This is a genomic window from Thioclava sp. GXIMD4216 (genome assembly GCF_037949285.1).
GTDB classification, from domain to species: Bacteria; Pseudomonadota; Alphaproteobacteria; order Rhodobacterales; family Rhodobacteraceae; genus Thioclava; species Thioclava litoralis.
Genome location: NZ_CP149930.1, coordinates 1 through 19081, shown reverse-complemented (window position 1 = coordinate 19081; position 19081 = coordinate 1). Strand labels below are relative to the sequence as shown.

Below are 19081 nucleotides of genomic sequence, written 5' to 3'. Positions count from 1 at the left end.
AAGTTATGGCCTGTGGCTTGATCCGCCAGCACGAAGGATTCCCTTCTGCCCAGGATATTGGGCCTTCTCGTTATCACGCCACTGAAATGTCACCTGTACTGCGATACCATGCCTGTCGGCTATTCTGGAAACTTCTTTCCAAGCCTCCTGGGCTGATTGCCCTTGGATAGAGATGCCGAGGTCAGGGTAATATCGGAATCCTTCCTCTTCGTAGCACGCCGGCTTGGTAGGAATCTGTATGGCCTCAGCTAGGCGTTCTCCGGATAGGCCCTTAGCCTTAAGAGAACTCACTGCGCCGAGAAGAATTGCTGCCCAGTTTGGCTTGTCTATCTTCTTGCGATCAACCTCCGCAGATAAGACCTTTGTAAATGAAAGGCCTGGAGTGGATTTGAACTCCATGAAGCTGCTGATTTCCGAGGTGGGATCAATGCCGATCTCGATGTCACGCTCTAGGTCTAGCGCTGCCATCTTCTCCCGTACCAGCTGCACGATCGTTTCTGATGGAGTTTCCGTCCCCATCCAAGTCGAGATGCACTTCAGATCGACAAAAGTTGCGTCGTTCAGTCTGACTACAGGCATGGGCATCATCCTCTGCTCTACGGCGTGTAGTATGTTACACATTCCATACCGCTACAATATAAAATATGTATCATATTTCATATTTATACTTTTCTTGCATTTAGTTGCGCAATCGTGCCGAATTTAGGATGGTCGATCGGCGGTTGTCGTCACACTATAAAGTGTGACGACAACACCGAAATTGGGCCGGTATCGCCATCATCTAGCACGCCATCACTGACCGATGCAGACCGCCGAAAAACTGTCCGGAAAGGGGGGCCACCTCAACGTTCACGCTCTCCCAAGACGGTCGTCGTGGCCTTTTCTGTCGAGGTCAAGCTGCACGAGATGGCTCAAGGCAGGGCTCGATGAACGCTATGTGATGATGATGGTGGTCAATGAGCAGAACCGCATGGAGAAGGAGCTTGCAGCGTAGGTTGAGAAGATATGACCTCGCGCACCAAGATCACCCGCACACGCATGGCCGGAGACGATCACGCGGTTATCTCCCTTGAAGGCAGCAAGGGATCCTATCGCCGCCAGCAGTGCGCCGGATGCCCGTGGCGCAAGGACCAGACCGGCGAGTTCCCCGCCGAGGCGTTTATGCCCACACTCCGCAAACTTTGCGACAGAACCTTGATATCCGGTCTCCTCTATAGAGAGCATCGCTCGCAGAAATCCGGAACGGAAGTGATGCAAGTCCACGGCATCCGCGAGACCTAGGGAGAGGTCAACCTCTCCCCTCTCCGCGAAATTCGAAAAAGTGAAGAATCTGGGGAATCAGTCTTCGTCGAGCAGGTCACGCGTCGCCAAACGCGCTCGTCTGCCCATCGTATCGATCGAGGGCATTGGACCAACATGTTCCACCGTGCCGGAGATACGGGCGCGTCGGCCGACGCGCGACCGTTGAGACTCAGCGAAGGCCGCCTTGAGCTGCTCCTGGTCCTTGGCCCACCATCCAAGCCGGATCCGAGCCACGGCTCTGCCCTCTTTGAGAGGAATGACCTGGACGTTGAAAGGCGCAAGCGCGTTGATCTCCTCAATCGCCGGCTTCACTACATGCTTGTTGAGCGCACCGAACGCTGGGTATTTTGACTTCTCGACACCCAGCAGATCGCGGAACTCGCCCAGGCTCATCTCGTGCCACGTCTTGTGCGACAGGCCCGCCCACTGACTGGCGTTCTCGTAGAGCGAAACCGCATACTTTGAGGAAAAGGCCATCAGGACTGGGATGGCGATGCGCCCCCAAATCCTTGAATCCTTTAGAATTTCAACAAGACGCTTGTCGAATGAGTATGTCAGAACGCCCCGAGGTCTCCCTGGGTCATCCATATCGTTACCGCCGAGAAACTGGACGCGCCGAGTCTTGCCATCCGGAAGTTGGGCCGTCAGCACAGTCTGCATCAACGAGATGATGGCCTCCTCTACAACGCCGGAGCCTTTATGCCCGTCGGTCCTCAAAGACGCGATCTCAATCGTGTAGTCCTTGCCTTCCTCGATCCCTTGTCTGTGCGCATTATGCCAGAGCAAGGTGATTGCACGACGTGCCGCCAGCGACAGCTGCTGATGTCCGGAGATCCGGATCAGCTCAGACGGCTTCATCGCCTCTACGTCCGTCGGGAACAGTGTTACAAGTCGTTGCGATTCCATACTTCAAGATAGACACTCTGGGACGAAGAGTGAAAGAGATTTGATGATCTTATTCATCCGTCCTTGTGGATAAGTCGAACCCACCCCCAGAAAACTCACCCCCCAGATTCCTCACTTTTCGCCCCAGAAACCTCACCCCTCGCCCCAGAAACCTCACCCCTCGCCCCAAATACCTCACATTTCAGTAAGTAAGCTTATGTTTTTAAACGATGAATCGGCCCTGAAAATAGAATTTATGAAATAGAATAAAAGAAGGGCAACCCGATCCCTCATTGAAGGGTCAGACTGCGAAAAATGAAGTCAAAACGATCCCACAAGCGACTCAAATCCCGCAGACACAGATCACCATCTTCGATGAGAGGCACAATTTCCGATCTGACCTAGTAGTCGAAGGTGCCCAATGAACTTTGTTTCGAAAAAGTGAAAGCGCTCCCCCTTGTGGAGGTTAAACCTTCAAAACTGTGAAACAATCCAGAAGCGCGGCCGGAAGGCCATCGATGCTGTTGGCTGTCGCAACGAAGTTAGTATGCAAAAAATCAACTTGGGCTCGGACGAATGGACAGGTGAATGTTCGCGCGGTGTTTTCTTGGAGAAGCGAAAAAAGAGAGCGTTGATCAAATTTGCCGCCACCGAGTGCGCCAGAAACGCCACGATGCGCTTATAAATACGTTCCGATAGACATGATCAGACCCCACAATGGTGAAGAAGGGGGCCTTCGAATGAGCGGGATGCGCAAGTCATGACGAAGCGCCCTCGCTTGGCTAGGCTTCATAGTGTGGATGGCGGCTTTCCAATCATGATATCGAATTCAAGAGCCGGATCTTTATGCGGACATTTCGGCGTCAGTAACCCTTTGGGTCAAGTGTGAGGTTTCTGGGGGGAAGGCTAGCCCCCCCTACCCTTCCCCACGAAGCTATCCATGAGAATCTCGAGCATATCGCCATAAGTACGCCGGTCATCGGCGCACATCTGACGAAACCGCTCAATCGACTCGAGAGAAGCTTTGATCGAGATCTGACCATCGGCAGCGGGCTCGCGAGACACCCAGCGGCTGCCACCAGCAGCTGCTCTTCGCTGCGTGGATGAACCAGCGCGCTTGTGAGCCGTCTTCTGGGCTGACTTTGGTTCGAGTTCAGGTGTTGATATTGTCTGCTCGACAACGGGCACCTCTTTTTGCGAGGTTGCCTTCTTCCGTTCGTTGAGGCCTTCTAAAGCGGCGAAGTTAAGAGGCTTAGGCATTGTCGGCCTCCATCAAAATCTCGAAGACCTCGGCCGCATAGGCCTCAGCGTTCACGATCGCCTTGTCGATGCCGTTAACGTCATTTGGGTCGAGCTCGCGAAGTCCGCCGCCCGCGTTGTGCAGCGATGAAAAGGCCGTTCTGCGGTTAAGCTCGGTCTTCAGAACTCGGCCTGCTTTCTCGAGCTCTGCCGCGATGTGCTTCTCCAGCTTGGATTTGACGGCTGCAGCGGTGCGGGCCTTGAGAATGACGGCTGGGATCTTTTGTCGGCGGGCTCTGGACTCGCGGCGTACTTCGGCGAGTGTCTCGAGAGCCTCGTTGGCGTCCTGCTGCTCCTCGGCTGTGGGGATGATGACTAAATCACTTTCCGCAATTGCGAAACTCGTGAGTCTAGAGGCGGTCCCTTCTAGATCGATGATGACGACGGTGCTTTTGGATGCGGCCTCTTCGATCTCGGCTTGGATGTGCCGCTCTCCTCCAGAAACCAGGACTGTAAGATTATCCGATAGGGGCGCAAGCTCCGACCATCTTGCCAAGCGGCCAGCGGGATCCGCGTCAATCATGGTGACACTGGTGCCTTGTGCCAGCTCGGTCCCGAGGATGATAGCTGACGTCGTTTTTCCAGCCCCCCCTTTAGACGAAGCAAATGAAATTACGGGCATGAGCCACTCCTGTGCGAATCTCTATTGTCCTAAAATCTAGTATGACATGCCATGCAATGTAAATCCTAACCATGCCTACCCTGTGCATGCCATGCCTAGGGTAGGCATGGCATGCTTTAGAATTCTTTTAGAAAGCAAGCTTATGGTTAATTTGTTTGGGAGACAGCAGGGCAGAGGAAGCCCCCTTTACGAACTAGGCAAAATACAGGTGCCAACCTTCAAAAGAGCGCAAGGGGTCTCATGCACAACAGGAGCAAAGTTTTCCAACTAATTCGGTGAAACTTCTCCTTCTACTTTTCAATGCAGGAGATTTTTATTGTCGCTCACAATCTCGCGAGATAAGAGTGTCTGATATCATTGATTGTCGAGATCTTTTTACGATGAAACGTATTTCTGCGCGACTCTCCGACCGCCGCTCTGCACTGAATGCCTTTTCCGATCTGATTGGACGCGGTCTGAGGATCATACTCTGCGCAGTAATTTTCGTGCAGCCCGGGCTGACCGAGATGGCAAAAGCGCAGGAAATTGTCATCGACCCGAACGGCAACGTTGGGTACGCGGCTCCAGTGCTAAAGCGAGCATCGCGCCCGCAGATTGTCGACATCGCGACGCCGAATTCCGGCGGTGTCTCACTTAATCAGTATGATCGCTTCGACGTTACCTCGCGCGGGGTGGTATTAAACAACTCTGCCACAACCTCTACAACAACCGTCGCAGGCAGTGTCGCAGGCAACGCCAACCTGACTTCAGGTAGCGCCAGTACGATTGTCAATGAAGTCACGTCGACCGACGATTCGTCGTTGGTTGGTCCGGTAGAGGTTGCTGGTGCGCGGGCCAACGTAGTGATCGCCAACCCAAATGGCATCACCTGCAACGGTTGTAGCTTTATCAATACCGATCAAGCGACGCTGAGTACCGGTGTGCCGACCATTAACGGCGGTACCGTTACGCTTGATGTGACTAAAGGCAAAGTCACGATCGGGCGCAGTGGTCTAAATGGCGCGGCTACGGGCGTGTCGACAGTCAATTTGCTTGGCCGCGAGGTGGTGATCGACGGTCAGGTGACCGCAGTTGATGCGCTCAATATTGTGGGCGGCGGCTATCGCTACGATCTGTCGAAAGGAGCTACGAGCGCAACCTTGGCTCCCGAAGGCGCTCCTGCGAGCGGCTTTGCGATCGACGCCACTGCCTTTGGGGCAATGGAAGCAGGCCGAATCCAGATCATTGGTACTGAGCGCGGATTTGGTGTGCGGAGTCTGGGCGCGATGCAGGGCGAGGCGGGCGGCGTCAAGGTTTCTAACCAAGGTGCGATCGAAGTATCTTCCGTCGCTGCCAAAGGCGCGGTCACGATCGGCTCGAGCTATGGGGAGGTTAACGTCTCGAACGATGTTGTCTCGACCGCGGCTGATGTGAAGATTACCGGTCGGCGCGATGTGGTCACCGCTGAGGGTTCAGGCATTTATGGCTTCTCGGGAGTCACAATCAACTCGTCCAAAGCGGCGGTTGATCTAAATGGCGACTTGCAATCGGGCGCGGGGCTCAACGTCAGCGCTTCGACGACGTTGAGTTTCTCGGGACTGGCCTCTATTGCTGATACGGCGGCAATTACGACGAGCGGTACAGCTGAGCTGAATGGGTTGACGCTGGTCGCCTTAGCGCTGAACGCCTCAACCGCAGCTGCCGATTTTGTTCTAGCCGATACGGCGATTTTCACGACTTCGGACCTGAGCCTGAGTGCAGATGATTTTACGTTGGGTGCGAATGTCTATTGGGCCGGGCTTGACGACGATACTGCGACCAAGCTCAGCGTTACGGCGACGGGCGATTTTCACAATAGCGCTGATTTGCGGATCTATGATGATTTCGCAATCGACTATGATGGGGCATTCTACAACGAAGCGAATGGCGTACTCGCCGCCAACGCGATTAGCTGGCCGGTGGCCGGACTGGTGCAGAACGCGGGCACAATTCTTTCAGAGGGTACGCTCAAGCTGGATTTGAGCCAGTTCACTAACACTGAAACCGGCCTAATCTCCGCCGAAGGGTTGCAAATCACTACCACCGGCGCGTTGGTTAATGAGGGGGCGATCCTGGCCGATGGTACGCTAAAGCTGGTCTCAGGCGGCGATTTGACCAATACAGGCTACATTAATGCAGCTAGCGCCATTTTGAGTGCGGCTAAGGTGGTCAATGCTGCGGCGGGTGATATCCGAGTTGCTGGCACGCTGTCGGTCAGCGGTACGACGAGTGTGTCGAACCTAGGTCAGATAGGTACGGCAGCCAACCTGAGCGTCACCGCGCCGAACTTGACTAACGTGGGCACGATGATCGCCGAGACCTCGGCGGTGTTCAGCGCAACCAACCTTAGCAATGGCGGCAGTCTGATTGCGGGCATTGACCTAAACGTCACGGGCAGGAACGCAATCACCAACAGCGGTGACATTGCGGCCTATCATTCAGCTACACTAATTTCCGATGCCACGATCACCAACACCGGCAATCTAGTGGCTGATGCAACGCTGTCGATCCGCGGTGCTTATTTCCTCAACTCTGGCGCAGATGCTCTCGTGCGGGCAACCTCTGGCGCGATTACCACTGCGAAGATCCGTAATGAGGGAAGTGTTTTCCTAGTCAACGACTTCAAGCGTAGTGGCGATATTGATCGGTTCGAGAACTATGGCACATTCGCAACGGCTGGCTCTATAGGGCTGACTGGACGGGATGAGACTTCGGTTCTCGTGCTGGCTGCGGGCAGCAGCTTGATTGCCGGTCTTGCACCCGTAGATGAGACCCAGACCTTAATTTCAGGTAAGTCGGTTTCCACGACTTTCACGGCGAACATTATCGCGGGTACAATCGCAGCAGGCGGTAACGTCAGCCTTACCGGTAATCTCTCGGCAGGCGAGCTTCTGGTTGATGGTCAAGTCCAAGCTGGTGGAGCACTAGTTTTAACAGCTTACAAAATCAAGACTGGTACTGACGCGGTATTGAACGCGAGCGGTATCGGAAAGTTCACTTCGACGCAGGGATTGGCGAATTCCGGCGCCATCATACTCGGAAGATATATTGACCTCTATGAGTTAGTAGAGGACGGGGGCTTTGGGGGACTAAACAATTCGGGTGTAATCAGTACTGAACGTACGCGCACATTCACGTTGAGCGGTGATTTCTCTAACAGCGGCGTATTCCTTACCACCAGCGGCAACCTGACGCTGAAGGCACGTAATATTACTAACACGGGGCTGCTACAATCAGCGTCGGCGGTATCGCTGACCACAGTGACCGAGGGGGCCCGCCAAACGCTGAGCGGTTTCATCAGCGCTGAGCGCGTCGTGACGTTAAGCGGCGGGGCGATAAAGACTAGCGCCGACAGCACGCTGGCGGCGGCCTCGCTCAATGTAACCGGAGACAGCTTTGCTTTCTACGGTGCCGGCTCGCTCGATAGCACTGCGCGTAGCGACTGGATTACGACGGGTGCGACCTCAATATATGGATCGCTCTACGCGGCAGGCGAGTTGCGCTTAATCGCGGGTAGCTTTTCGACCGTAGCTGGCAGTCTTCTGGCATCGGGGCAGAAACTTGGGGTGACTGCGGACGGCGCAATTTCAGTGTCGGGCGTGCTGACCGGTGATAAGGTCCAGTTGACGGGCACGACGATTACCACCGCTGGTACGGCGGCAATCTCGGCGACTGATTATGTAATCCTGACCGGGACCAGCGCGGCGTCGCTCAGCGGTGAACTTGTGGCAGGAAATTTACTTAGGGTCGCTGCCAGCAGGTTCGATCTTAAGGGTAACGCATTTTCCAACGCGATCGAGCTGACTGCGACCGCTGGAACGGGTTATACACGCGCGCTGACATCGGCTACCGACAAAATTACAATCTCGACCACCGGAGATATGACCAACATCGGCGAGATGGAGGCAGCAAATAGTATTCGCGTGACCGCTGCGAATTTAACGAATGCCGTCGATTCCAGTATCCAGTCAACAGATCTGCGAGCCACTCTGAGTGGTTATCTTCACAATCAAGGCACGCTTTTTGGCGCACATGAGATTGACATACGCGCGGGCTCATTGAGCAATTATACAGGCGCGACGATTGAAACTGTTTCGCTCGGGAGCAACCTCGATACCTATTTCTCAAATAAGGGCAAGGTGGATACCTATGGGTTCTTCGGGGATATCGGAGGGAGCTTAAACAACCAAGGGCAGTTCCGTGCGCAAACCTACTTCGGCCTCGATGCAGCGAGTTTGTACAACAACACCGACGGCTTGATCGATGTTTTGGGCGGTTATCTTTATGTCAACGTGATCGGCGAGATGGTCAATGATACCGACCGTGTGATCCGCGCCGATAAAATGGACCTGAACGCCGGCACTTTGACCAATAAAGGCACGCTGCGCGGTTCGGAACTAGTCAATCTCGATGTGACTGGGGCGTTCACCAACGCTGAAGGCGCGGCGATTTATGGCGATATCATTTCTGTCTCGGCAACGGGAGCCATTACCAATGCAGGTTCTCTAGGCTACAGCTCCACCAGCAACGCACTTTATTCTGAAGAAATCTATATCGCAGGACAGAGTTGGCTGAGCAATACTGGCGCGATCCGCGGCGCAGAGCTGAAGCTTTCGCTCAACGATAAGATCACCAATGCTACCAGTGCGATTATCGAGGCGCGCGACACAATCGGCCTGCAATCGCGGGCGAGCGATCTGGAGAACCTCGGCATAATCAGAGGCCCCGAGGTCTATATCGATGTCGCTAAGACGCTCTACAACAAGAACCTGATCAACGGCACGGAGCTGCTAACGATCTCGGCCAATGCGCTCTCGAACTATAATCCCGTCACCACAAGCACGGTCACCGCCGTTCTAAAGGGCAACCAAACGACGATAGCAGTCGACACTTGGTTGACCAACTATGGCGAGATTTCGGGCTGGCAAAATCTCAGTTTGCATTCAGGGGGCACGACTACCAACTATGGCGCTATTTATGGGCAGGAAATTTCGATTCTTGCAGATGGCGGCCGGTTCGAGAGCTTCACCAAGCTGACCTCGGGCGGAAAGATAGTAGTTAATGCCAATAATGTCTTACTTCATGGGGGCGCCACGGTCACCGATGCGATTAGCCTTGTCGCGCGGGCGGGCGATGTCAGTGTCGGCGGCACATTGAGCACTAAAGCGCTTTACGTTGAGGCCGCAGACGATGTCTACGCGGCGGCCAAGGTCTTCAAGGGCTCAGTTTCGACGACAGTTATTGCTGATGATATCCTGCGTTATGAGGGATCGACGCCTTGGACTGGCAGCACCACTCTCGCAAGCGGTTATGTATTTGAGCGCACGAATGCCAAGCTAGGTACCTTCGATCCGAATCAGAACGATCTCTATGTCAAGCTGCGTGAGGGTAGTTTAGGCAGCTTCGGTTCGCTCAGCCAAGACATCGACGAGCTAACGACTGTCGGCGATATTGAGATCGGACAGCTCTATTCCGACAGAATTAATTCTTTAGTGGGCATAATCGCTACCTACATTGATACAAGAAGCGGCTGGCACCTCTACGAATCGAGCCCAATTAATGCCACTGGGTCGATTGCACTGATCGCAGATCAGGGTGATATCCTGCTGGCGGGTCAGATCACTGCCGGCAAGGATATTTACGTTCAAGCCGGACAAAATATCGGCTTGAAGAACCTGACGCTGAACGCAGGTTCGTTGGTGCATCTCGAGGCGAGCAGATATCTGAAGAATTATGGCGGGGTGACGCTGAACCCGGGTAATAAGCTCGAGCTGATGCAAACCTATGGCTGGTTCTACACTTCCGATTGGTTTGGCCGCGAAGTGCCGTATAATGTTACGGTTTTTGCGGGTACAATCGCGGTGACTGGTGATCACCGCTTTGCCGCTTACAACGACGCCGGTGCGTTGGCGCTTAAATCGCTGACGCTGAGCGCTTACAACAGCCTGTGGCAGCGTGACCATGTGGTTATTGCCAGCGGTATCACTTACTCTGCCGGCGGTGGTATCCTGATCGAATTCGATCCATTTTCTTGGCGCGCTAATAACGCGAGCCGTCTGAGTAACCTCAGTGGAGACTGGTGGGATCTGGCCACTGCTGGCGCCGATGGGCGTACGTTGCAAAGTGGCGGGGGCGGTATTACGCTATATGCTGCTGCCAACGCCAATAAGTTGCCCGCGAATTTTGATACGGTGATCGCCGGGATCAATCTGATTTCTGGTAAGATCCGTTCGGGCGGCGATCTGGCCATTGTCTCTGAGGGCAGGCTCATCAGCCAGCCGATGTATCTGGTGAATGATGGGAGCGAGCGCCCTGAATATGTTGGGTGGGCTTTTGATAACTCGATCTATCAGGCGCGGATTTCGACAAGCCATGACTGGGGCCGCATTGATCTTGAAGAACTGCGCGCCTACGAGAACCAGCTCTCCGCCGCGGGTAATGTCTCGTTGTCGGCGGGAGGCAATATAGAGCTAATCGGCAGCCAGATCACCTCGAGTAACGGCGATCTAACGGTCCAATCACTGGCGGGCACTGTGATGATGATCGCAGCCCCCGGTGAGTGGGTCTATCATTACGACAAGACCACCACGAAACGTAAATGGTGGGGCAAGAAAACGACTAAGACCTATACTTACGACGCCGACCGTGATGTCTATAAGCGTACGGCATTGAAGGCGCTGAATGGTACGATCTCGATCTCCAGCGCAGCGACATTAGATTCCGAAGATTATACGATCCTATCCGCTGGCACCGAGATGAGCGCGAAATCGGTTACGGTCAGCACCCGTTCAGGGGTCGGCTCGATTTGGCTTGGCACCTATGCTGAAACCAACACCATGAGCGCGAGTACTCGCACACGCAGCTCGTGGCTTGGCATTACCTATCGTAAGAGTAGCTCGACCCATACCGAAACCGGTATTTTGCAAACCGGCAATAACCTGTTGGCAGACGAAATTCTAACACTGTCGTCCAGTCAGAACCTGCGGATTACCGGCGGCACCCTCTCCGGTACCACCGTCCGTTTGAGCGCGGCTAATGACCTCATCATTGAGGCTGCGATCAATTCCACTGCCTCCAGTAGTTTTACCCAGAAGCAGAACCTGATCACGATCACCACGATTCAGGAGGGGTTCGAGCGCGAGACGGCCGAGCTGCCGCAGATCTTTGCGCCGAACATCGAATATGATCTCGGCGGCGAGGTACATATCCAAGGCGCCCGTGGCGCGACGCTGAACGATCAGCTGGTTACCGCTATTGGCACGCATGATTTCTCGGACATTCTGCCCGAGCTCTATACCACGAGCCAGGCAAACGCGGCGGCTGATGCGACCAAGGCGGTTGCGGATCAGTTCACCCGGGCCTTCGTGTTGCCTACCGCAGCCGATGGGGCGCAATTCTCCTATCTCGATACGCTGGTGCGCGATTATGATGCGCAATACGACACGATCTTGCTGCGTGATCACAGCTGGTATGACAAGCAGGTCCAGCTGACTCCCGCCTTCCAGGCACTACTCTCGATCACCGTGACCTATCTGACGGGCGGAGTGGGTGGAAGCCTCGGGCTGCAAGGAGTGTTCGCCTCGGGCTTCAATGCGGCCCTGTCGAGTACTATCACCGGCGTCATCGGCGGGACAATCACTGGCGATATCGACATGGATATGATCCTGCGTGGCGCGATACTTGCGGGTGCGGGTGCGTCGATCAACACCTATCTGACGCAAAAGATCGATCTCGGCGACCTGCTTGGCGCGAGCGATACGAGCCCCTTTGTCAATGATCTGCAAGGTCATTTCTCGCCCGGACAGCTGCTCGACCGGCTTGGCGATCGGATTGTCTCGAACGGAGTGACCAACGTTCTAAACGGGCAGGATTTCTTCGAGGGTCTCGACGATCTTGGCCGAACCTTCTTGGTGACCGAGACGATGGGCGTGCTGCAATTCGGCATCGGTGAGCTTGGTGCGGGGCAGGGCGACTGGGAAGGTTCGCTGCCGCATATGCTTCTGCACGGCGGGTTCGGCTGCGTCGCAATGGAGGTCATGGACGGTAATTGCGCCTCTGGTTTCTTTGCAGGGGCTAGCTCGTCGGTATTGGCTGGGTCAGGGCTGACTGATCAGCAGAAACTTGACTTAGCCCCTGTGGTCGGCGCTTGGGCATCGTTCTTCTGGTCGGATGGCAAAGCGGTTAACGTCAGCTTTGCTTCGACGCTCGCGCAGTCAGCCGTAGTAAATAATTATCTGACGCATAAAGACGTCGAGGAGGCGGAGGCGCTTAATGCGGAATGCCGCGTAAACCAATCCGAGAAGGTCTGCGACCAACGGGTGGTCGATTTTCTTGCGAAGCGAAGCGAGGCGAATGATCGGGCCCTGATCGTTGATTGTAATTACGACCCTGTTTGTATCAAAGGCTTTACATACGACACTGCGAACGACCTAATTACAGGCGCGGAACTCCTGCACGAGGATAGTGACCTGAGTGTTGCTCTGCGAAATCGTATCGTGGCGTCCGGGGCAGCTAACTATGGCGCAAGTGTACTTGAGCTCTTGCCGCTTACCGACGAGGATCGCGCTTATATTGCTTCGCAACCCGCTGAGCTTCAGGTCATTTCTGTGGCCGAGACCCTAAGCGAAGTTACCCCTGAGGAGTTCTGGACACGTGTGCTCGCTGGCGGAGCTGTGGCGCTATCACCGGTTGTGGCAGCGCGTCTGATGGCAGCCTGCACGGCATCACCTGTCTGCAGTGGCCTACTTGGACGCGCAGCGATTTCGGCCGAGCTAGCCACTGGGGTTGCGGATCTTGCGGCCTGCGCCGATGGTGACTTGGTGAGCTGTGCAACCGCAGTTGGTCCTGGTTCGACGCTGAGTGGAGCACTGAGTGAAGCGCGCCTATTCGACAATACCTTTGTTACTGCTGAAGAATATGCGACTTATGTCGCGCGTAAAGAAGCGAAAGGCGAGGTGCCACGTTCTGTGGCTGAGTATATAGCCGCACGTGAGCACTTCGCCGTAATCCAGGCAAATCACAATACCGCTGTCAAAGATCTCGATTCCTATCTGGTGGCTGGTGGCGCAAGGACCGAACGGGAGGTCACGCTTATCGCTCCGGACGGGACGCGCGCGCGCACCGATATTATCGCCTTCGAGCAGAAACCAGGTGCAACCTTCACGGTGCCGAATGGCTATCGAGCCGAAGATATTTACGGCAATGTGCTGACCGAGCCGGTCACCTTTGACGCTAGCGGTGCCTTGACCATCGAAGTAAAGACCGGAGGCGCTGGATTGACGTGTAATCAGGCCTGCGTATACGAGTATCAGGTTACAGGCGGTGAAGTCGTTGCTGCCGGACAATACTCGGGTACCACTGTTCCAAGCAATGTTGTGGTACTGCGCAGGATCAACTGATGGGGGCCACGATGAAATCTCATCTCAAGGCAGAGGTTCAAAGTATCTGTGCTAAATACGCTATAGGGAAAAAAGCGGAGAACTGGCGTTATCTACGCGGTGGTTCGAGCTTTGTGCAGCAGCCTTGCGCTGGTATTAACCTCGTGGTGACACCTAGTTTCACCTATATCGAGCGCGGTCTGATATGTCTTAGCCAGCCAAAGGTTAATCTACACAGTGCGCTTTTCGCCGCAGCGCTGGGACAGGTTTTCGAAAAGCCTTTGGAGGGGCCGATAAATTTTAGCCTAAAAAGCTGGTCGTTTATCGGTCCCGTCGTGGGAGCTAAGTTACGTGAAAGGTACTTTTCATACGGGACGCCAAGTTTCATAGACATAGACTATCCGGAGGTGTCCGCAGAAATGGGATATTTCCAGACCGAGGAGCTTCCGGATTATCTTGATCTGGTGTTAGACGCTGCCCTTACGGTCGTGCGGAACAAGTATGACCTGACAAGTGAGCGGAACTTCCTAGCCTCTCTGCCCACGCGGCTTGAGTTGCATTATCCCTTTGCAAGCCATCGACTTGGCCCGCAGGTGACTTTCGCCGTTCTTGATCTTATGCGCGGTAATCGTAATGCTGTAACCGATTTGCGTGCGGCATGGGATTATCCCATTGCTCCTGCGCATGACCGGTATTTGTGTGAACTCAAGGCCGCAGCGGATCGGATTATTCCGTTAGCCTGACACTACCATCCCTTCACATCCAGCCGGACCTGCATCAGCGGATCGCCGATCTTTACGTGGTTTTCGTCGATCATCGGTACGCCGATTAGCCCACCCAGTGTTATCCGGTCTGAAAACCACGAGATCCCGAGCCCGGCGCCTGCGGCGGTTTCGCGGCTATGCCTCCCGCGGTCCCAAGCGACGCCCATATCGAGGAACAGGTGCGGCTGAAAGCCGCCCGCCAGAGCTGGGATAATCTTTTCCGGCAGAACGCGCGACCAGATCGATTGGTCGAGATAGAGATCATTGCGGATATAGACCCCACTGTCGCCTGCCGCGGCCGTCTCGGAATAACCGCGCACCGTGGAATAGGACCCGAATGCGATCTGCTCAGAGCCATAAAGCGCATCAGCCGAGAGCTGACCACGCAGGTCGTTGACCATCGTACCGAGTGAACCGAGTGCGCCCTGCCGTTGCCAGCCGAAGGACAGTGCGGCAAATTGCGCCTGCGGTGTACCTGCAACGGCGGTTGGATCGTCACTGTTGGCGCCAAAGGCATCTAGGCCAAAGCGCAGTGTCGCATCAAAGGAATTCCGCGCTCCGGCACTAAGGCGCATATGAGTTGCGCCGATCTCGAATGTGCTGAGTACTTGCGGAGTAAGCCTAGCTGCATTCACGAAGCGATCTGCGCGACGCAGGTTCAGCGCGACACGGGCCTCGGTAGTGGTGAACTGGTCACGCTTGAGCATCCGGCGCGCCTCTATTCCGCCCTCAATCGTGGTGCCGAAAAGCTCCGCACTCGGGCTTAGGGGGGTCAGATATTCCGAATACCCTGCGCTCATCCCAAATGTCCAATAGCCCCTAGGTACCGAGCCATAGAGGCTGAGCGCATTGGTATTCTGGCTACCGGTATAGCCAAAGCCCCAATTGTCGTTCCACCCCAGCATATCGTCGAGCTCAAGATCGAGCGAGATCCGATTGCGCCCTGTGCTCTCGCCACCTAAGTCATCAAATCGCAACCAGCCGCGAAAGCGATCAGCCTGTTCGCGCTGCACCACGACAAAAGATCCACCAGGTTCGGCGCCGGGCTGCAACTGTAAAGTCGCTTCCACCGATCGCAGGCGGTTCATTTGGTCAAGGCCTTGCTCGAAATCCCGTAATTGGAACAGGCCTCCCCGTGCTTTTGGGAAGGCACTGCCCAGGAGCCGCTCGGCCCGCGGCCCGGTGACCTGCGCGCCGCTCTGGACGAGGAATATGTCCTCAACACGGCCCTCGAGCACGCTTAATATTAGCGACCCGCCGCCGAGGTTCTGCGCCGGAATATAGCTCCGTGAGGTGATATACCCACGATCGGCGTAGAGCGCGTTCAACCCTCGGATCAGCGCCTGAATGTCCGCACCCTCGAGGCAGCGTCCCGCATAGGGGGCGGTCATGGCCTCAATTTGTGCGGGCGGAAAAAGAGTGACACCCTCAATAGTAATCGTGTCGACTGAAAAGCAGGGGCCGCCACGTGCTTGTGCCGGACCTGGATCTGGAGTTGCGCCGCGCTCGACCATCGTACCAAGCGCATTGGTTCGCTCTTCGAGCGCGCGTTGGCGATGGTCCTCGAGCAGTGGATCGGCCTGCTGGCCGGTAGCGACCCCAGCCCATAGAAGTACCGCGAGGGCGAAAAATGCAGTTTTAGTCATTGATCAACGGCAACTTGCGGAGCAGACCGACCCTGTGATTAAGCGCTTGCGAGGTAATACCCGGTGCGCGCACCAGATCTTTTCCAGCGTCGAGAACGATCTCACCGCCAGCCGCGATCTCGCCGCCGTCGATGCGCAGAGGGGTGGAACTCGCAATGTGCAATTGTCCAGTTTCTGCGATCAGTGTGCCGAACTGGTCACGCAAAAAGATCCATGCAGCTTTTGAGCGCCAGAAATTATAAAGTCCTGCCGGCCGTGATACCAAAACTGGTACATCAAGACTGGTGGTTTCGGCTTCGACGGCGCTAATCGTCAGTCCGCCGATTGCCTGCACTTGACCGCCGAGGTTAGCAAAGCGATCGGTTGCCGCGATAGAGACGTCGCCCGAGGCTGCTATCCGTCCACCTAGAACCGAAACCTCCCCCTCAGTCTCATAGCTACAAATAATAGCGCAGCTCTCGCGTAGCGCTAAACGTCCAGAAGGTGCTCCACGGGTCTCGATATTAGTCGCGGTAATGTGCAGGTCGCCGCCATTCGCCGCGATCTCGCCACCCTGATTGAGCAGGTTGTCTGCAGTGATTGTCAGCCCATTACCTGCTAGAAGCACCGGGCTACGATCTGCGTCCAGCAGGGGACCGAAATCATAAACCTGCGTCTCGATACGCTCTCGCATGAGCCACAGCGTATACCATAGGCGTTTGCCGCGTCTCGTTTCGCTGCTAATTTCTGGGGTGATGTCAGTGGTGCTGATCCGATTGTTTAGATCGCCGCCAAAAGTTAGTCGTAGATCACCATTTGCAATAATCCGACCTTGCAGATTCCCCAGATCGCCGCCTGCATTGATTTGTAGGTCCCCCCCGGGGGCGAAGAGCACACCAAGCGCATTCTCGGTACTAGTCAAATTGACGTCGCCTGCTATCGAAAAAGTCGCAGCCCCTGCCGCCGCGACGCCTGCGCTATTGCTTAGCCCATCGTTGGCGAGCGCGCCTTGCAGCAGCACACCCGAGACTGTCAGGTCACCCTCGGTTGTGGTTCCTGAAGTGCTCAGTACTAGGCTTCCGCCCTGTGCGGCCCAGACGTGTTGTTCTTCCGATGCGGCTAGATCAACCCGATCCGCATCAATCAGTAAATGACCAGCCGCGGTAACCTCACTGTCACGCGCCACGAGCGCGTCTCCCGACGACAGGGAAACGGACCCAGTCGTCGCCTGCAACATACTGTTTGTGAGGTTTAGGGCGTTGTCGCTGGCCAGAGCAAGGACCCCCGCAGTGGTAATGGTGCTGTCGCGTATATCGAGTGTTTCGGCGGCGAACGACAGGCCATCGGCGGCGGTCAGCGTGGCGCCCTCGGCCTCTACGCGGCCATCGGTACGCAGCACAAAATCCTGTGCATCGGCGTAACCCGCGCCAGCCATCCGCACTCCGGCGCCCGCACCATTTACCAAAATTTCAATTCGATTAGAGCGAAGAACTCCCGGCGCCAGCAAATCAACCAGAACCGCACCATTTTCGGCGCTGTCCGAAGAGACCGTAGTTGCCCATCTGGCTGCCGCATTGCCCGGCAGTACGCCGCTGTCAAAGGTTGTCACACCGTTGCCCGCGCGTAGCTTGATCGCAGCGTCCTCAGCATTAGCGGCGTTGGTGATCGGCCCCTCGATGCGTAGGTCATGTGCAATGAGCTCGAGCGCATCCATCTGTCCTGATAGCCCTCCACCGAGGACATGGATCCGACCGTTGGCAACAGTGGTCGTTACATCCTCGCGCGTTATCATAGGGGCAACTTGTGTCGTGGTACTACCAATCGCACCTGTGGTCAGCGCGACCCGCCCAGTATTAATAAAGCGCCCGCCGTCGATGGTAATACCATTGGGGTTCGCGACGATGATATGGGCGCGTTGGCCGAGTACCTCGAGCGGCCCTTCTATCTTTGTCTCAGTCGGGCCTGTCACTTCGTTGACAATGGTCCGTGCGGCGGTGGTGCGGTTGTCGAGCTGCACACCGGGTTTGGCCACGTTAAACGCATCATAACGGTTTAGACTGACGCCATTGCTGGTTGCGGGCGCTAATGCCACACCGACCGAACCATCAGCGCCCAGCGTCACTACTGTATCAGTCGAACCGTCTGGCACCACCTGGGCGCCAGACTCACCGATACTCAAGGCAAGTGCGGAAATTACGGCAAGACCGCGAATACCCCGCATGATTAGTTCTCGGTGGGGTCAGCGTCGGCCTTGGCCTGCGCGGCCTCAATCCAGGCACGCGCCGCCTTCTGGCCTTCGGTGACTTGTTCGGGGGTGAGTTCTTTCTCGATTGCGTCGCGCAGGGCGGGAGCCTCAGGATGCTGCCGCGCGGCGGCGATATTGGCATAGGTATAGGCCTTGACCTTGTCAGTTTCGGTACCCACACCTTCGTTCAGCGCGACTGCCACCTCATAGAGCCCCATCGCATTGCCTTGCTCAGCGGTTTTTGAGAAGAGCGAGAAGGCTCGTGCCGGATCGGCCGTGACGAATTCTCCTGACTTGAGGTTCAGCGCCAAAAGGTTTGTCGCCGCGATATGGCCTTTGTCGGCGGCCTGCTCCCAAAGCGTCAGTGCGCGCGTTGGGTCCTTATCGATGCCGCGGCCCTCCATCAACACTACACCGCAATTAAATTCGCCATTTTCTTCGCCTGCCGCGGCGGCGTCACAGACGAGTTTGGCACCGGTATTATAGTCGCGGATAACGCCTTGTCCGTCGAGGTACATCAGCCCTAGTCGGTTCTGCGCCAATGCCGAGTTTTTATCGGCTGCAGCCTGAAACAGTTGTGCTGCGCGGCCTACATCGGGGGCAGTTCCCAAACCCATCTCGAACATCCGCCCCAGATAGAACGCTCCGTCAGCATCACCAGATTCGAAGCTGTCTTGAAACTCGCGCGCGGCGGTCTCTGGATCATTAGCTTGGAGAGCATCTACCCCAGTCTTGATATCGGCATTGGCGGGTAATGCGAGGGTTTGAAGCGAAAAACAAAGGGTGGAGATGACAATCCAGTCGCGCATGGGAAATCCTTGGCAAAAACATGCGCTTATCTCCTAACCGGTTTTTTGATTTTTTCAAGTGATCTGTCTCCCATGAGTTCTCTTAATCTGCGCAGTGCGTTTTTCGTGCGCGGCGCTAGTATAAGTATCCGGGCA

General features: G+C 55.6%; 10 protein-coding genes. 3 read left to right on the top strand and 7 right to left on the bottom strand.

Translation table 11 applies throughout. From position 1 onward, the window contains the following. Positions 1-3: 3 nt before the first annotated feature. Complete coding sequence (locus tag WDB88_RS17985) at positions 4-579, bottom strand: hypothetical protein (RefSeq protein ID WP_339110160.1); 576 nt, start codon at positions 577-579, stop codon at positions 4-6. A 426-nt stretch (positions 580-1005) separates the two neighbouring features. Between WDB88_RS17985 and WDB88_RS17980 the strand changes: the two genes are divergently transcribed. Continuing rightward, positions 1006-1281: a hypothetical protein gene (locus WDB88_RS17980; RefSeq protein WP_339110159.1), complete on the top strand. Its 276-nt coding sequence runs from the start codon at positions 1006-1008 to the stop codon at positions 1279-1281. 57 nt (positions 1282-1338) lie between these two features. On the opposite strand, the gene WDB88_RS17975 is transcribed toward WDB88_RS17980, so the two are convergent. From WDB88_RS17975 to WDB88_RS17965, 3 genes are all read right to left on the bottom strand, one after another. Then, positions 1339-2160 carry a replication initiation protein gene (locus WDB88_RS17975; RefSeq protein WP_339110158.1) on the bottom strand — a complete coding sequence of 274 codons (822 nt, stop codon included), beginning with the start codon at positions 2158-2160 and terminating at the stop codon, positions 1339-1341. Positions 2161-3093: 933 nt separating this feature from the next. Next, positions 3094-3447: a hypothetical protein gene (locus WDB88_RS17970; protein ID WP_339110157.1), complete on the bottom strand. Its 354-nt coding sequence runs from the start codon at positions 3445-3447 to the stop codon at positions 3094-3096. Beyond that, positions 3440-4108 (bottom strand): ParA family protein, encoded by a 669-nt coding sequence (locus WDB88_RS17965; protein ID WP_339110156.1) that lies wholly within the window; start codon positions 4106-4108, stop codon positions 3440-3442. The genes WDB88_RS17970 and WDB88_RS17965 overlap by 8 nt, the downstream gene beginning before the upstream one ends. Positions 4109-4452: 344 nt before the next feature. On the opposite strand from WDB88_RS17965, the gene WDB88_RS17960 reads away from it, so the two are divergent. Further along, positions 4453-13524, top strand: coding sequence for a filamentous hemagglutinin N-terminal domain-containing protein (locus WDB88_RS17960; RefSeq protein WP_339110155.1), 9072 nt, complete (start codon positions 4453-4455; stop codon positions 13522-13524). An 11-nt stretch (positions 13525-13535) separates the two neighbouring features. Beyond that, the gene (locus WDB88_RS17955) at positions 13536-14246 is read left to right on the top strand and encodes a hypothetical protein (protein WP_339110154.1); all 711 of its coding nucleotides are present in this window, start codon (positions 13536-13538) and stop codon (positions 14244-14246) included. 2 nt (positions 14247-14248) lie between these two features. Here WDB88_RS17955 and WDB88_RS17950 read toward each other — a convergent pair whose 3' ends face one another. Genes WDB88_RS17950 through WDB88_RS17940 form a run of 3 tightly spaced genes read right to left on the bottom strand, consistent with a single transcriptional unit; the run spans position 14249 to position 18946 of the window. After that, complete coding sequence (locus WDB88_RS17950) at positions 14249-15913, bottom strand: ShlB/FhaC/HecB family hemolysin secretion/activation protein (protein ID WP_339110153.1); 1665 nt, start codon at positions 15911-15913, stop codon at positions 14249-14251. Next, complete coding sequence (locus WDB88_RS17945; protein WP_339110152.1) at positions 15906-18113, bottom strand: filamentous hemagglutinin N-terminal domain-containing protein; 2208 nt, start codon at positions 18111-18113, stop codon at positions 15906-15908. The genes WDB88_RS17950 and WDB88_RS17945 overlap by 8 nt, the downstream gene beginning before the upstream one ends. 2 nt (positions 18114-18115) lie before the next feature. After that, entirely contained in the window at positions 18116-18946 is an 831-nt protein-coding gene (locus tag WDB88_RS17940; RefSeq protein ID WP_339110151.1) for a tetratricopeptide repeat protein, read from the bottom strand. Positions 18947-19081: the final 135 nt, after the last annotated feature.

Bases quoted from the DNA above. Each gene is read 5' to 3' on its own strand.
- WDB88_RS17950 (WP_339110153.1), bottom strand. From the start codon at position 15,913: ATGACTAAAACTGCATTTTTCGCCCTCGCGGTACTTCTATGGGCTGGG.
- WDB88_RS17940 (WP_339110151.1), bottom strand. From the start codon at position 18,946: ATGCGCGACTGGATTGTCATCTCCACCCTTTGTTTTTCGCTTCAAACC.
- WDB88_RS17970 (WP_339110157.1), bottom strand. From the start codon at position 3,447: ATGCCTAAGCCTCTTAACTTCGCCGCTTTAGAAGGCCTCAACGAACGG.
- WDB88_RS17945 (WP_339110152.1), bottom strand. From the start codon at position 18,113: ATGCGGGGTATTCGCGGTCTTGCCGTAATTTCCGCACTTGCCTTGAGT.
- WDB88_RS17955 (WP_339110154.1), top strand. From the start codon at position 13,536: ATGAAATCTCATCTCAAGGCAGAGGTTCAAAGTATCTGTGCTAAATAC.
- WDB88_RS17980 (WP_339110159.1), top strand. From the start codon at position 1,006: ATGACCTCGCGCACCAAGATCACCCGCACACGCATGGCCGGAGACGAT.
- WDB88_RS17965 (WP_339110156.1), bottom strand. From the start codon at position 4,108: ATGCCCGTAATTTCATTTGCTTCGTCTAAAGGGGGGGCTGGAAAAACG.
- WDB88_RS17985 (WP_339110160.1), bottom strand. From the start codon at position 579: ATGCCTGTAGTCAGACTGAACGACGCAACTTTTGTCGATCTGAAGTGC.
- WDB88_RS17975 (WP_339110158.1), bottom strand. From the start codon at position 2,160: ATGAAGCCGTCTGAGCTGATCCGGATCTCCGGACATCAGCAGCTGTCG.